This is a genomic window from Pantoea jilinensis (genome assembly GCF_019104105.1).
GTDB lineage: Bacteria > Pseudomonadota > Gammaproteobacteria > Enterobacterales > Enterobacteriaceae > Pantoea > Pantoea eucalypti.
Window position 1 is genome coordinate 2,329,203 of record NZ_CP077746.1, and the last position, 14,834, is coordinate 2,344,036.

Genomic DNA, 14,834 nt, shown 5'->3' on the forward strand with positions numbered 1-14,834 from the left:
GCCGCTCCTTATTGCCGGGTAATCGCAGCCGGGGTGATATCCGGCAACTGCTGCGGAATATCCCAGCTACTGAACACACCGGAAACACTCACTTTATCGCCCACTTTCGGCGCGAACTGCTGCATCAGGGTGGAAGCGTGCTGGTTGATCGCCTTACCGTAGTCACCAAACAGCACCTGGTCATTAAAGTCCTGATAGCTCGCACCTTTATAGGCATCGCGCAACGCGGTCCCGCGAATAATCGGCCCGGTCTGAATAGTGACACTGTCACCTGATTCGTCTTTCACCGTCATTTTTCCGCTGCGCGACGTTGTGTTTACCGCGGTCACCTCACCGCGAACCGAGACGCTAAAGACACACGGATTCTCAGCCTGACTGCGATAGCCATAAGTCTGACAGGCGCTGTCAAAGTCTTTGGCAGACTGCAGCGACTTCATCAGCGTCGCCAGCGGTTTCGCCTCTGCCTGGACCTGCGGCACCAGTTTTTGCTGCCACAGCTGGTCGATGTTAGCCATTTTTGGATTGGGTGGATTTTTCAGGTCAGCCAGCTCCTGCTGCGACACAATTTTGCAGCCGCTTAACAGTAAGACCACCAGCGTCAGCCAGACTCTTCGGGACATCTTCTTCTCCCTGGCGCCCGCTAATGCAGGCGCGGCAGCGTTTAGTTACGACTTGTAGTTGAAGTCCTGGACGTTTTTGGCATTTTCCGGGGTAATCAGAATGCCGCGGAACATCACACGCTGTTTTTCCGGCTTCACGCCCTTCTGAATGAAATTATCGAGATCGGTGACACCTTCGGCGGCAATCGCCTGGGCCTGCAACATCACGGTGGCTTTCAGCGTGCCCGCTTTCACTGCATCGCGTTCATCGTTACTGCCATCAATGCCCACCACAATCACATCGTTGCGCCCGGCCGCCTTGAGCGCAGCGATCGCGCCCAGCGCAACCGGGCCGTTGCCGCAGATCACCCCTTTTACATCCGGATGCGCCTGCAGAATACTGTCCATAATGCGCTTGCCGTCGATCAGCGTGCCTTTCGCATCCTGACGCGCCACGCTCTGCATATCAGGATATTGATCCAGTACCTGATGGAATGACTTTGAACGGGTGACGCAGTTATTGTCGGCCAGGTTACAGGCCAGCTCGGCGTATTTGCCCTTTTCGCCCATTTTCTCAACAAAGACGTTGGCTACATCGGAACCTGCCTGGAAGTTGTTATGGGTAATCTGCGCCAGTGCCACGTCATCGACCGGGATTTCACGGTTAATTAAAACCACCGGAATGCCGGCATCTTTAGCCTTTTTAATTGCCGCCACGCTGGCGGTGGAGTCGGCGTTATCCAGTACGATACCCTGCACTTTCTTACCGATAGCGGCATCAATCAGTTCGCTCTGCTTCTTCACATCTTCGCCATGCGACAGCACCGTGGTCTTGTAACCCAGTTCCTGCGCTTTGAGATTGGCGCCTTTGGCTTCGGAGGCGTAGTAGGGATTATCGAGTGAGTTAACCAGAATCATAATGGTGCCTTTTTCGGCGGCAAACGCCGCCTGCGAAACCAGACAGGCAGCCACGGCAGTGCAAAGCAGGGTACGTTTTTTCATGATGTTCTCTCTTATCGTTATGGCAGGGTATGAAGTCCCGGATGTTGGGCTGGCATTACCAGATAGTGAATCCACCATCGATCATTAAATCGGCACCGGTAATCATGTCGCTGCCGTTACTGGCGAAGAACAGAACGGCGGCGGCAATTTCATCGGTATAGGCAAAGCGGCCCAGCGGAATCAGTTTTTTCATCTGCTCGCCCTTCTCGCCTCGCCAGGCTTTCTCGCCCATAGGCGTCAGCACCACGGTGGGCGACAGGGTGTTCACGTTGATGCGATGCGGCGCAAACTCTTTGGCCATCACTTTGGTCATGCCCAGCAGACCTGCTTTGGCGGAGGTGTAGGCGACATGGTTATCGATAGCGATGGACGCCGCCTGAGAGGCGATATTAATAATTTTGCCGCCCGCACCGGCACGGATCATCAGCTTTGCAGCTGCCTGCGAGCAGAGAAAAGGCCCGGTAAGATTCACCGCGATCTGCTTCTGCCACTCGGCAAAATCGGTTTCAATCACGGGTTGCAGCATCACGTAGCCCGCGCAGTTCACCAGGATATCGATGCGGCCATAATGTGAAACGACCGCGTCAAACGCCTCTTCCACCGATGCGGGATCGGTGACATCACAGCAGACAAACTGCACCCGATCGGCCGCAAAATCCGCCTGCAGACTGGCAACCTTCTCCGCTTCAAACGGCGGATAGAGCAGAGCCAGACGCGCACCCTTCTCCAGCAACATGCCATTCGTCGCCATGGCGATACCGCCCAAACCACCGGTCACCACCGCCACTTTGTCAGCCAGATTCATTGCGGTATCTACGCCGTAGCGCAGGTTTACGTCATATTCGCCACTCATCCCACTCTTCCCCTCAGATTTTTGCTGATGCGGTTGATTCATTCATTTTCGAACAAAAATATATGCTATCGAAAAGAAATGATGTGTGGAGCAGATCAAATTTCGACCATCTGCCTCTCAAAGCCGCTTATCTGATTGAAAAGACGTGATCTGGCTTCCAGTCCCGAAATAAAGCCGCACTGCTGCAATCGGGAAAGCATGAGAGATTCAATAACATGCGGATTGTTAATTTTCGTTCGAAAACCAATGGCCTATCTGGCTATCTCGCATTCATAAAAATGGCGCGTTAAACTCAGCCACAGAGACCTTGTTTGCCCGACCTCTCAGGTTATTGGAAAAGGGAGCATTTCGATTGAAAAGCAAAAGTGAGCAGTTCGCTGACATGCAGCAACGCCGCGAGAAAATTCTGGAGATGATCCGTGAGGATGGCACGGTCACGGTCAAAGCACTGACGGAGACCTTTGGCCTGACCGAAGCCACATTACGCAGCGACCTGCGCATGCTGCAGAAACAGGGCTTTGTGCAGCGCTACCACGGTGGCGCAACGCTGATGACGGGCAAGCAGAATACCGGGGCGATGCTGCTGGAGCGGCAGACCCATCTGGAAGAGAAAGAGGCAATTGGCCGGCTGGCGGCGCAGCATATCGAAAATGGCGACACGGTGATTTTCGATTCCGGTACCACGACCACCGCGATTACTGACGCCATCAGCCACATCCGCCGTCTGTCAGTGGTGACCACGGCAGTCAATATCGCCCTGAAACTGGGTGGCGAGCCGGGGATCAACATCCTGCTGACCGGCGGCACCTTTAAATTTCCGACGCTCTCCACCTCAGGCGAGAAAGCGGCCAGTTTTTTTGAAAACGTGCTGGCTGAAAAACTCTTCCTGGCGACCGCCTGCATCTCGCCGCGTCTGGGCCTGAGTTTCCCCAGTGAAACGGATATCAAAGTAAAACTGGCGATGATCAAATCCGCCAGCACAGTGTATGTGGTGGCGGACTCCAGCAAAATCGACAAGGTATCCATGTTCGCGCTCCCCTGTGACTGGAGCAACATCCACTACCTGATCACCGACAGCGGCATCAGCTCCGCGCAGGTCAAAGCGTTTGAAGCCCTTGGCGTAAAAGTGCTGGTGGCCCCACTGCCGCTGAAGCGGGCGATGTGATTTAAAATTCGTACCCCGCTAAAGTGAGTGATTCCAGAGCGGTGAGAAACGAAAATGTGAGGCACAGGAAAGCGTGGAAATTTCAGTCAGCCACTAAAACCCCGCACCATCGCCAACAATGCAGGTAAGGCCTGCCTGAAGAGCAACGTGTGCGAGCCAGGGAAGGCGAGCCCAATCCGCAGGGATGCGGGATCCCTTTGCGATCAGGCAGGCCTTTCCTGCACGACGCACCGGCTCACCCAAACAATCCCGCATACTCGCAGACCTGCATCAGCAAAACGCCGCACCATCGCCAGCAGTGCAGGTAAGGCCTGCCTGAAAAGCAAAGTGTGCAAGCCAGGGAGGGCGAGCCCAATCCGCAGGGATGCGGGATCCCTTTGCGATCAGGCAGGCCTTTCCTGCACGACGCACCGGCTCACCAAACCCTCCCAGCCTGCTCACCCGAACAATCCAGCATACTCGCAGACCTGCTCCAGCAAAACGCCGCACCATCGCCAGCAGTGCAGGTAAGGCCGGCCTGAAGAGCAAAGTGTGCGAGCCAGGGAGGGCGAGCCCAGTCCGCAGGGATGCGGGATCCCTTTGCGATCAGGCAGGCCTTTCCTCCGCAACGCATCTCTCCCCAACTCCCCCACCCCGAACCTGCAAATCCGCCCGATAAAACCGCACCACCTCACCCACCACCAGCAGCGACGGCGACACCGGCTGATCCCGCGCGACCGTCTCCGCCAGCCCACCCAATGTGGTAATCAGCACCCGCTGATCCGGCCGGGTTCCCTTCTCAATAATCGCCACCGGCGTCTCCGCATCCCGTCCCTGCGCCTGCAACTGCGCACTGATCGACGCACTCCAGCTCAACCCCATATAAAACACCAGTGTCTGATTCTCTGCCGACAGCGCAGCCGCATCCAGCTGCGGCTCGCCACTCCGGCCATGACCGGTAATCAACCGCAAAGACTGCGCACAATCCCGGTGCGTCAACGGAATGCCGCTGGCCGCCGCACAGCCCACCGCCGCGGTAATCCCTGGCACCACCTCACAGCGAATCCCGGCCTCCTGCAGGCTCATCATCTCCTCGCCACCCCGACCAAAAATAAACGGGTCGCCTCCCTTCAGGCGGATCACATTGCGCCCGCTACGCGCCAGATCCACCAGCAACTGATTAATCTGCGCCTGCTTCAGCCCATGCTGCCCCGGCTGCTTACCCACATCAATGCATAACGCACTCTCCGGCACCTCTGCCATCACCGCTTCACTCACCAGCCGGTCATACACCACCACCTCTGCCCGCTGCAGTAAACGCAATGCTTTCACCGTCAGCAACTCCACATCACCAGGGCCTGCACCGACCAGCCACACCACACCCTGCGGCTTTGTCACACCGGCCGGAGCCAGTAACTTATCCAGAGAATCAATTGCTCGCGTCATCATTCCTCCACAACCACATCGGACAGCAATAACTGCTTCAGCTCCGGAATACAGGAGCCGCACTGTGTGCCGCACTTTAGCTTCTCGCCTAACGCCTGAGTAGTGCGACACCCCTGCGCCATCGCCTGCAAAATCGTCTGCTCACCCACCGACATACAGCTACAGATAATCCGTCCCGCTGCACGCCGCTGCATCGCCTGCCCCGCCAGCACGCTGTGCCGCCCGGCTGCATCCTGCGGCGCATCCGCAAACGCCGCCGCAACAAACGCACTATCCAGCGACGGCAAGGCGCTACCGGCATAAAACGCCAGCTGCAATGCACCGTCGCGCCATGCCAGCAACCGGTAATCAGCGCCGCTGCCAGTGGCGACCTGCACGTCACAGCCTGACAGATCAATCTGCTCTGCCAGCCACGCCTGCGGCGATCCCGCACCCGCCACGGCATAGCGCTGCACTGCCGGATAAGGCGCGCGCGACCAGTAACGTAATCCCGCGAGCGGCGCAATCTCACGCTGCCAGAACCAGCCCTGCCAGGTCACCGCCAGAGGACGAATCCGTACCGGCGTCTGCTTCAGCGCAGGCTGCCCTGAAAACGAACAGGCCTGGCCGGCGATCAGCATATCGACGTGACTCTGCTGACTGAACTGCCGGTTCCAGTGCATCGGCACAAACAACTCGCCGCGCCGCATCCCCGCATCAATACGCACCCGGGCGCTGATCCAGCCCTGCGCAGACTGCACCCGCGCCAGAACGCCCACCGTCACGCCATACTGCGCGGCGTCAGCAGGATGCAGCGCCACAAAGGGCTCATCGCAATGCTGCATCAGACGCGGCACCAGCCCGGTACGCGTCATGGTATGCCACTGATCGCGCACCCGACCGCTATTCATCAGCAGCGGGTAAGCAGAATCTCGCCGCGGCAGGAGAGGCGTGGCCGGGACAAGCAGACGGGCTTTACCGTCCGGATGGAAAAAGCGGCGATCGCCAAACAGTCGGGCGCAACCCTGTGGAAAATTACAGTTCACCGGCCACTGCACCGGACGCAGTGCATCCCATTCAGCCTGACTCAACTGCGCCAGCCCGCTGATATCAAACGCGCGCTGGCCATGATTTTCAAAGCCCGACAGCGCGGCATGCTCGCGGAAAATCTCCGACGGATGCTGCCAGTTGAAGCCCTCACCAAAGCCCAGCCGCTGCGCCACCTGCGCCAGCAGCCACCAGTCAGGCCGTGCATCACCTGGCGCGGCGGCAAAAGCGCGCTGACGCGAAATACACCGTTCTGAATTTGTCACCGTGCCGTTCTTCTCACCCCATCCCTGGGCCGGCAGCAGAATATCGGCAAAGGCGCTGGTATCGGTCTGCGCCATCACATCCGACACAATCACCAGCGGGCAGGCCGCCAGCGCCTGCGCTACGCGATTCCCCTCCGGCATCGACACCGCCGGATTAGTGCCCATAATCCACACCGCTTTCACCTCGCCTGCCGCAATTGCCCTGAAAAGGTCCAGTGCGGTCAGCCCCGGCTCGCGGGCAATCGTCGGGCTGCGCCAGAAGCGCTGCACCCGATCGCATTCTGCTGCCGTAAAACTCATGTGCGCCGCCAGCTGATTTGCCAGACCACCCACTTCACGTCCGCCCATCGCATTCGGCTGTCCGGTCAGCGAAAAAGGTCCGCAGCCCACGCGCCCTATTTTACCCGTCAGCAGATGCAGATTAAGAATCGCCTGGTTATTGTCGCTGCCGGTGACGGACTGATTAATCCCCATACACCACAGCGTAAGTACACGCTCATGCTGGCTGAACAGCTGGAAAAAATGCGCGACCTGCTGCTCCGTTAAATCACAGGTATCAGCCACCCGCACCACATCCCACTGCGCAGCAGCGGCCAGCGTTTCATTCACGCCATTAAGGTGAGGCAACATGCTGCTATCAAGGCCATCGTGCTGAGCCAGCCAGTGCAGCAGACCGGAGAACAACGCCGAATCACTGCCGGGCCGGAGCGGCAGGTGGAGATCGGCCTGGTCACAACTTGCCGTGCGGCGCGGATCAATCACCACAATTTGCATTGCAGGTCGTTGCTGCTTTGCCTGCATCAGCCGCTGCCAGACCACAGGATGCGCCCAGGCAGCATTGGAGCCAACCAGCAACACCAGATCGGTCTGCTCCAGATCCTCATAGCAGCAGGGCACCGCATCGGCTCCCAGCGCCCGCTTATAGCCGACCACCGCCGATGCCATACAGAGCCGTGAATTGGTGTCGATGTTGGCGACACCGATGTAGCCTTTCATCAGCTTATTGGCGACGTAGTAATCCTCCGTCAGCAGCTGGCCAGAACCATAAAATGCCACTGCCTGCGGACCATATTGATCGATCACCGCACGCAATCCCGCCGCCGCCGCATCCAGCGCCGCATCAAGGCTGACCGGCTGGCCGTTAACTTCGGCGGTCAGCAGACGTCCCTGCGACGTCAGCGTCTCACCCAGCGCCGCCCCCTTAACGCACAACCGGCCCGCATTGGCCGGATGCTGCGGGTCGCCAGTCACGGTTGCCTGATGAGGTCCCTGCGGCGTGACGCAGACGCCACAGCCGACGCCGCAATAGGGACAGGTGCTGTTCATGATGCCTGCGCCAGCTGATTGAGCGGACGATTTGCCAGCCAGATCTGCCCCGCTTCGAGCTTCACCGGCCAGCAGCGCAGCTGGTGCTGCGGATTATCCAGACTCTGGCCGTCACGCAATCGTATCCGCTGCTTGTAAAGCGGAGAGATCACCACCGGCTCACCGCCGACATCGCCCAGGATCCCGCGCGACAGCACGCTGGCGTCGCTGCCAGGTTCGCGATCTTCCAGCGCAAACAGCGCGTCACCCAGACGGAACAGCGCGACACGCTCACTGCCAAGTCGTGCGCCAATCCCCGCCTCTGGGGGAATCGCCTCCAGCGCACAGATAGCACTCCAGGGCTCAGCGGGCAGTTGCAGCAGCGGACGCGCGGCCACGGATTCAGGCTGACGCTGTCCGCGTACCCGGCTGTAGTGCAGGGTTTCATCAGCGTGGTCGCTGTTAACCGTTGGCGTAAACAGCGCACGGCGCGACGGGTCCGCCAGCGTGGTCTGCCACTCGCACTGGTATGCGTCTGCCACCTGCTGCATCTCCTGCTCCAGCGTCTCGCCCAGCCCAAGGCTATCCTCAATGATGACCTGCCGCAGATAATCCAGACCACCTTCCAGATTGTCCATCCAGACACTGGTACGCTGCAGCCGATCGGCGGTACGGATGTAAAACATCAGCAGGCGATCGACATAGCGCAGCAGCGTCGCGTCGTCGAGATCGCTGGCGAACAGATCAGCATGGCGCGGCTTCATCCCGCCATTCCCGCAGACGTAGAGGTTCCATCCCTTTTCAGTGGCGATCACTCCGATATCTTTGCTCTGCGCTTCTGCACACTCTCGGGTACAGCCCGAAACCGCCATCTTGATCTTGTGCGGTGCGCGCAGCCCCTTGTAGCGGTTCTCCAGCGCAATGGCGAAGGCGGTCGAATCCTGCACGCCGTAGCGACACCAGGTCGATCCCACACAGGACTTCACCGTTCGCAGCGATTTGCCGTAGGCGTGACCGGTTTCAAAACCCGCTTCCAGCAGCGTCTGCCAGATATCCGGCAACTGGTCGAGCCGCGCACCAAACAGGTCGATACGCTGACCGCCGGTGATTTTGGTGTAGAGGTCGTAACGCGCCGCCACCTCGCCAATGGCGATCAGCCCCTGCGGCGTGATCTCACCCGCCGGAACGCGCGGCACCACGGAATAGGTGCCATCTTTCTGGATGTTGGCGAAGTAGCGGTCGTTGGTGTCCTGCAGCGGCAGATGTGCCGGTTTCAGCAGATAGTCATTCCAGCAGGAGGCGAGCAATGATGCCACCAGCGGCTTGCAGATCTCGCAGCCTTTCCCCCGACCGTGCGATGCCAGCAGCGCATCGAAGGTTTTAAACTCGCCAGCCCGCACCAGGTGATACAGCTCCTGGCGTGAATAGCCGAAGTGGTCGCAGACATCTTTTTTCACCTCAACGCCGAGATTTTCCAGCTGAAACTCCATCACTTGCTTCACCAGCGCTGCACAGCCGCCACAGCCGGTGGCCGCTTTGGTGCAGCTCCTGATGCTGCTCATCTCACCGCAGCCCCCTTTCACCGCCGCGCAGATATCGCCCTTGCTGACGTTGTGGCAGGAGCAGACCTGGGCGCTGTCCGGCAACGCCGCGACGCCTGGCGCTTTTGGCGCACCGGCAAGTGCAGGCAGAATCAGGCTTTCCGGTGCGGCAGGCAGCGGTAAGTCATTAAGCATCATCTGCAACAGCGTGGCGTAATCGCTACTGTCACCCACCAGCACGCCGCCCAGCAGCCGGGTGCCCTCCGCAGAGACCACGATTTTCTTGTAGATGCCTTTTGGCCCGTCGGTCCAGTGATAGTGCTGGCTGCCCGGCGTGCGGCCGTGAGCGTCACCAAACGAGGCGACCTCCACGCCCAGTAGTTTCAGCTTAGTGCTCATGTCTGCACCGCTGAATGCGGTGGGTTCAGCCGCCAGATGTCCGGCCAGCACCCGCGCCATCTGATAACCCGGCGCGACCAGGCCAAAGATCTGACCGTTCCACAGCGCGCATTCGCCGATGGCAAACACGTCGTCATCGCTGGTCTGGCAGCGATCGTTAATCTCAATGCCGCCGCGCGGTCCCAGCGTCAGACCCGCCTCACGCGCCAGCTCATCGCGCGGCCGGATACCGGCGGAAAACAGCACCAGATCGCCGGGTAAACTGCTGCCGTCGGCAAAGCGCAGCACCACGCTGCCGTCAGGCTGTCGCTCAATCAGTTCGGTCTGTTTCGAGGTGTGAACCGTCACGCCCAGCGCATCGATCTTCTGACGCAGCATCAGCGCACCGCCCTCATCAAGCTGCACCGCCATCAGGCGCGGCGCAAACTCCACCACGTGCGTTTCGACCCCGAGCTGCCGCAGCGCATTCGCCGCCTCCAGACCCAGCAGGCCGCCGCCAATCACGATGCCGCGCTGGCTATGGCGGGCGCAGGTGGCAATGGCATCAAGGTCGTCCAGCGTGCGATAGACAAAGCAGCGATCGCCGTCGTGGCCCGGCACCGGGGGGACAAACGCGCGTGAGCCAGTCGCCAGCACCAGCTTATCCCAGGCAAGTTCACTGCCCGTGCTGTCACGCAGGCTGTGCTGCTGGCGGTCGATCGCGACAACCGAATAGCCACTCCGCAGTTCGATACCGTGCCGGGCAAAGAAGTCCCCGTCGACCAGCGACAGGTCGTCGGCCGTTTTGCCGTTGAAATAGTCCGACAGATGCACCCGATCGTAAGCCTGCTGGCGCTCCTCGCCATAAACCACGATGTGATAGTGCTGATGCATTTCGCGGGCAACCAGCTGCTCAAGAAAATGGTGACTGACCATGCCGTGACCCACCACGGCTAAAACCGGTTTACTCATTTCAGGACTCTCTGCAGCCTGTGGCTGCGGTTCAGGTTGATCGTGATCGAACAGGGCAGCGAACGTGACAGGTTCGGCGTGCTGAAGACGCTCCATCAGCGCAGGCCCTTGCCGGGTGTCGCCAGAAAGCAGCACGCCACAGAGGCGGCCATGGCGAAGAAAAAGACGGCGATAGTCGCCAGAGATCGGGTCAAAACTGCTGATAGAGGGCGCCTCACTGACGTCGCCCGCACTGAACAGTGAAATGCCACTCACTTTGAGGCGTGTCGCCAGCGGCTGGCTGACAAAATCCGCCAGCGGCGATCCGGCCAGTTGCGCCGCCAGAATCTGTGCCTGCGCCAGGCAGGGCGCGACCAGACCAAAGGTTTCGCCCGCAATTTCACAGCACTCACCCACCGCGTAAACCCCGGGAATGGCGCTGCGCAGCTGACCATCCACCAGAATGCCGCGCTGACACGGCAGACCCGCCGCCTGCGCCAGCGTTATTTCGGGCTGAACGCCGATGGCGATGACCACCTGTGTGGCGGCAACGTGGTGGCCGCTGGTCAGCGTCACACCCGTCTCGTCAATCGCCACAAGTCCGCTGTTGAGTTCACAGCGGATGCCGCGCTGCGCTAATGCCGTCAGCAAGAGCTCGCCCGCTTTTGCATCCAGCTGGCGATCCAGCAGCCAGGGTTTGTGGTGGACCAGCGTGACATCACGGCCACGGGCGCGGAGTGCTGCTGCCGCTTCAATACCCAGAAAGCCGCCGCCTACCACCACCACCGGTCCCTGACCTGCCAGCAGTTGCCGGACGTCAGCAATGCTGCGAAAAACCCGGACGCAATCCGCATCGATGCCAGGAATCGCGGGCAGACGAGGCTGCGAACCGGTGGCAAACACCAGTTGATCCCAGCTGAGCTGGCGCCGATCGGTCTGCACAGTACGCGCGGCAAGATCGACCTGCAGGACGGTTTCACCGCTCAGAAGCGTGACGCTGTGCCGCTGATACCACGCCTGATCGTGGATCAGGGTGTCACTGAAGGATTTTTCACCGGCCAGCACCGGCGACAACAGCACGCGGTTGTAGTTGCCGTGCGGCTCGCGGCCAATGACCGTGATGGCGTAACGCTGCGGCGCACGTTGCAGCAGGCTCTCCACCATCTGCATCCCCGCCATGCCATTACCTATCACCAGCAACCGTTGCCTCATGGTCTGCTCCTTATGCCGCCGTGGTCTGTTTTTCATAAAGAAAATGCAGCACTTTCTGGCGCAGCTGGTGGTAGCGCGGCTCATCCGCCAGCGCGACCCGCGAGCGCGGACGCGGCAGATTGACAGTCAGGATTTCGCCGACCTGCGCTGCCGGCCCGTTAGTCATCATCAGTACCCGGTCGGAGAGCAGCACCGCTTCATCCACGTCATGGGTGATTAGCACGATAGTGGTATTCAGCTCCTGCTGGATACGCATCACGCTGTCCTGCAGGTGGGCGCGGGTTAACGCATCCAGCGCGCCAAACGGCTCATCCAGCAGCAACACTCGCGGCTTCATCGCCAGGGCACGCGCAATGCCAACGCGCTGCTTCATGCCACCCGAGATTTCGCCAGGCCGCTTGTGCATGGCGTGGCTCATCTGTACCCGATTGAGGTTGTGTTCGATCCAGTCGCGCATCTCCGCTTTGCTGAAGCGCCCTTTAAACACCTGCTGCACCGCCAGTTCAACGTTCTGAAATGCCGTCAGCCACGGCAGCAGCGAATGGTTCTGAAACACCACCGCACGCTCCGGACCCGGTCCGGTGATTTCGCGGTTATCACACAGCAGTACGCCGCTGCTGGGACGGGTTAATCCGGCAATCAGGTTCAGCAGGGTCGATTTGCCGCAGCCCGAATGGCCAATAAGGCTCAGGGTTTCGCCTTCGCGGATATCAAAACTGACGTTGTCCAGGGCCAGGAACTCGCCGCTGGCGGTATTGAAACGCTGGCTCACCTGCTGAACGCGAATAATGTGTTGCTGCATGATGTTCTCCTTATTTTTCCCAGCTGAAACGACGCACCAGCAGCATCAGACCCTGCTCCAGCAGGAGCCCGACCACGCCGATAATCAGAATGGCGATCAGAATGTTTGCCACGTTGAGGTTGTTCCACTCGTTCCAGATCCAGAAACCGATGCCCAGACCACCGGTCAGCATTTCGGCGGCGACGATCACCAGCCATGCGATGCCGATAGAGAGACGTACGCCGGTGAGCACCGCAGGCAGCACGGCGGGCAGCAGAATCCGGCGCATCACCGTCCATTCAGAGAGCTGTAACACCCGCGCGACGTTGAGGTAATCCTGCGGAATGCGCTGCACCCCTTCGGCGGTGTTGATGATCATCGGCCAGATGGAACAGATGAAAATGGTCCAGCTGGCGGCCGGCTCGGCGCGCTGAAACAGCAGCAGTCCAATCGGCAGCCAGGCCAGCGGGCTGACCGGGCGCAGCAGAGCGATAATCGGATTGAACATCCGCGCCATAAAGGTAAAGCGTCCCAGAAGAAAACCGGCCGGAATGCCCACCAGCGCGGCGAGGCCGAAGCCGATGGCGACGCGCTGCAGCGAGGCCATTACATTCCAGCCGATGCCCTGATCGTTGGGGCCATTGCTGTAGAACGGGTCAGCGAACAGAACCTGTGCAGCCTGCCAGGTCGCGTAAGGCGAAGGAAACGAGGGTTCAAACAAGGCGGCGATCTGCCACACCAGCAACATCAGCAGCAGGCCGCCCGCAGCCGGAATGCAGCGCTGCAAAAACGGACGCAGACGTGCCGGACGAACGGCGGCTTTCGGGGTGACCTGTAACGGAATTACGGTGGCACTGTCGGGGGTTTGCTCCGGCTGAGCCAGCGCGCGCGCGTCAGTTCTCATAACAACCTCTCTTAACGTTTGATAGCGAAACTGGCGGCGTAGGCGGCAGGATTGCTGCCATCCCAGACTTTGCCGTCGATCAGGGTGCTGCTGCGCATCTCACTGGCGGGCAGTGCAATCTGCCCGACTGCGCTGGCCGCCTGTTTGTAGATGTCGATACGGTTGATCTGGCGGGCCACGGTAAGGTAGTCGGGATCGCTGGCGAGCAGGCCCCAGCGTTTCATCTGCGTCAGGAACCACATGCCGTCGGAGAGCCACGGAAAACTGACGTTGCCGTTGTCGAAGAAGCGCATCGGGTGCGCGTCCTGCCAGGACTGCCCCAACCCGTTCTGATACTGGCCGAGCATTCGCCCCTGTAGCGTCTCCACTTTGGTGTTGATCCAGGCCCGCCCGGCTAACACCTGCGCGGTTTCACGGCGGTTATCGTCTGAGGCATCAATCCAGCGCGCCGCCTCCAGCACCGCGGCGGTCAGCGCGCGGGCCGTATTAGGATTCTCTTTCACCCACTGCGCGCGGGTGCCGAGCACTTTTTCCGGATGCTCCGGCCAGATCTGCTGGCTGGTGGCGGCGGTGAAACCGATGTTGTCGCTGATGGCACGCTGGTTCCACGGCTCACCGACGCAGAAGCCGCTCATGTTGCCAATCTTCATGTTCATCACCATCTGCGGCGGCGGCACGACCACGGTGCGCACATCGTTAAACGGATGAATGCCGGCATTAGCCAGCCAGTAGTAGAGCCACATAGCGTGCGTGCTGGTGGGAAAGGTATGCGCGAAAGTCAGGCTGCCTTTGGGACTGCCATCCACGGCTTTTTTCAGGCTGACCGCATCGGTGACGCCACTGGCTTTCAGCTGGTTCGAGAGGGTGATCGCCTGGCCGTTGTGATTGAGCGTCATCAGGTTCGCCATGTCGTGCTGCGGTCCCGCCACACCCAGCTGCAGTGCGTAGATCATGCCGTAGAGCACATGCGCCGCATCCAGTTCACCGGAGGTCAGCTTGTCGCGCACCGCCGCCCAGCTCGCCTCTTTGCTGACCGCCAGCGTCAGGCCATACTTCTTGTCGAAGCCTTTGACCGACGCCATGACCACGGGCGCACAGTCGGTAAGCGGAATAAAGCCCACCCGCACCTGCGGCTTTTCTGGCGCATCGGAACCTGCCGCCCAGACTGCATTTCGTAATCCCGGAACGATCCAGGCCGCACCCAGTGCAGCACCGGAGATCAGCGCCTGACGTCGTGTCAGTGAAAAAGGCGTTTTGCTCATCATGTTGCCCCTGAACAGAAATAAAAAAAGGCGTCCTCCGACAAGCCGAAGCCTGCGGATGGACGCCTTTATCCAAAGCACTGACCCCACCGCCATTGGCGGGAGCAATGCGTACTCTCTGTAAGGTTAAAGCAAAGGGTGTGCCAGATCGCCGAAGCCGCGTG

Annotated in this window: 10 protein-coding genes; 1 reads left to right on the forward strand and 9 read right to left on the reverse strand. The window is 59.9% G+C overall.

Annotated elements, in window-relative coordinates; all coding sequences use genetic code 11:
- Window positions 1-8: 8 nt before the first annotated feature.
- Genes KTJ90_RS11010 through KTJ90_RS11020 form a run of 3 tightly spaced genes read right to left on the reverse strand, consistent with a single transcriptional unit; the run spans window position 9 to window position 2,454 of the window.
- Window positions 9-620, reverse strand: coding sequence for a DUF2291 family protein (locus tag KTJ90_RS11010; RefSeq protein ID WP_003848375.1), 612 nt, complete (start codon window positions 618-620; stop codon window positions 9-11).
- A 45-nt stretch (window positions 621-665) separates the two neighbouring features.
- On the reverse strand, window positions 666-1,601 hold the full coding sequence (locus KTJ90_RS11015; RefSeq protein ID WP_003848377.1) for a D-ribose ABC transporter substrate-binding protein: 936 nt from the start codon (window positions 1,599-1,601) through the stop codon (window positions 666-668).
- Between the two features lie 55 nt (window positions 1,602-1,656).
- Complete coding sequence (locus KTJ90_RS11020; RefSeq protein WP_039660385.1) at window positions 1,657-2,454, reverse strand: GolD/DthD family dehydrogenase; 798 nt, start codon at window positions 2,452-2,454, stop codon at window positions 1,657-1,659.
- Between the two features lie 352 nt (window positions 2,455-2,806).
- Here KTJ90_RS11020 and KTJ90_RS11025 point away from each other — a divergent pair, with 352 nt between their 5' ends.
- A complete protein-coding gene (locus KTJ90_RS11025) occupies window positions 2,807-3,619 on the forward strand; it encodes a DeoR/GlpR family DNA-binding transcription regulator (RefSeq protein WP_008926167.1) in 813 nt (270 codons plus the stop codon).
- Window positions 3,620-4,204: 585 nt separating this feature from the next.
- On the opposite strand, the gene cobA is transcribed toward KTJ90_RS11025, so the two are convergent.
- The 6 genes from cobA to KTJ90_RS11055 are packed head-to-tail and all read right to left on the reverse strand — an operon-like array spanning window position 4,205 to window position 14,670.
- Window positions 4,205-5,044, reverse strand: coding sequence for a uroporphyrinogen-III C-methyltransferase (cobA, locus tag KTJ90_RS11030; RefSeq protein ID WP_140033685.1), 840 nt, complete (start codon window positions 5,042-5,044; stop codon window positions 4,205-4,207).
- Window positions 5,044-7,662: a nitrate reductase gene (locus KTJ90_RS11035; RefSeq protein WP_105099244.1), complete on the reverse strand. Its 2,619-nt coding sequence runs from the start codon at window positions 7,660-7,662 to the stop codon at window positions 5,044-5,046. The genes cobA and KTJ90_RS11035 overlap by 1 nt, the downstream gene beginning before the upstream one ends.
- Entirely contained in the window at window positions 7,659-11,723 is a 4,065-nt protein-coding gene (gene nirB / locus KTJ90_RS11040) for a nitrite reductase family protein (RefSeq protein WP_499024547.1), read from the reverse strand. Before nirB ends, KTJ90_RS11035 begins: the two co-directional genes overlap by 4 nt.
- A 10-nt stretch (window positions 11,724-11,733) precedes the next feature.
- Entirely contained in the window at window positions 11,734-12,525 is a 792-nt protein-coding gene (locus KTJ90_RS11045; RefSeq protein ID WP_499024550.1) for an ABC transporter ATP-binding protein, read from the reverse strand.
- A 10-nt stretch (window positions 12,526-12,535) separates the two neighbouring features.
- Window positions 12,536-13,408 carry a nitrate ABC transporter permease gene (gene ntrB, locus KTJ90_RS11050; protein ID WP_003853116.1) on the reverse strand — a complete coding sequence of 291 codons (873 nt, stop codon included), beginning with the start codon at window positions 13,406-13,408 and terminating at the stop codon, window positions 12,536-12,538.
- Window positions 13,409-13,419: 11 nt separating this feature from the next.
- Window positions 13,420-14,670, reverse strand: coding sequence for a CmpA/NrtA family ABC transporter substrate-binding protein (locus KTJ90_RS11055; protein WP_033743252.1), 1,251 nt, complete (start codon window positions 14,668-14,670; stop codon window positions 13,420-13,422).
- Window positions 14,671-14,834 lie beyond the last annotated feature (164 nt).

What these genes read in the sequence shown, in the direction of transcription:
- KTJ90_RS11010 (WP_003848375.1), bottom strand. Translation starts at nt 620, where the DNA reads ATGTCCCGAAGAGTCTGGCTGACGCTGGTGGTCTTACTGTTAAGCGGC.
- ntrB (WP_003853116.1), bottom strand. Translation starts at nt 13,408, where the DNA reads ATGAGAACTGACGCGCGCGCGCTGGCTCAGCCGGAGCAAACCCCCGAC.
- KTJ90_RS11055 (WP_033743252.1), bottom strand. Translation starts at nt 14,670, where the DNA reads ATGAGCAAAACGCCTTTTTCACTGACACGACGTCAGGCGCTGATCTCC.
- KTJ90_RS11015 (WP_003848377.1), bottom strand. Translation starts at nt 1,601, where the DNA reads ATGAAAAAACGTACCCTGCTTTGCACTGCCGTGGCTGCCTGTCTGGTT.
- KTJ90_RS11045 (WP_499024550.1), bottom strand. Translation starts at nt 12,525, where the DNA reads ATGCAGCAACACATTATTCGCGTTCAGCAGGTGAGCCAGCGTTTCAAT.
- cobA (WP_140033685.1), bottom strand. Translation starts at nt 5,044, where the DNA reads ATGACGCGAGCAATTGATTCTCTGGATAAGTTACTGGCTCCGGCCGGT.
- KTJ90_RS11035 (WP_105099244.1), bottom strand. Translation starts at nt 7,662, where the DNA reads ATGAACAGCACCTGTCCCTATTGCGGCGTCGGCTGTGGCGTCTGCGTC.
- nirB (WP_499024547.1), bottom strand. Translation starts at nt 11,723, where the DNA reads ATGAGGCAACGGTTGCTGGTGATAGGTAATGGCATGGCGGGGATGCAG.
- KTJ90_RS11020 (WP_039660385.1), bottom strand. Translation starts at nt 2,454, where the DNA reads ATGAGTGGCGAATATGACGTAAACCTGCGCTACGGCGTAGATACCGCA.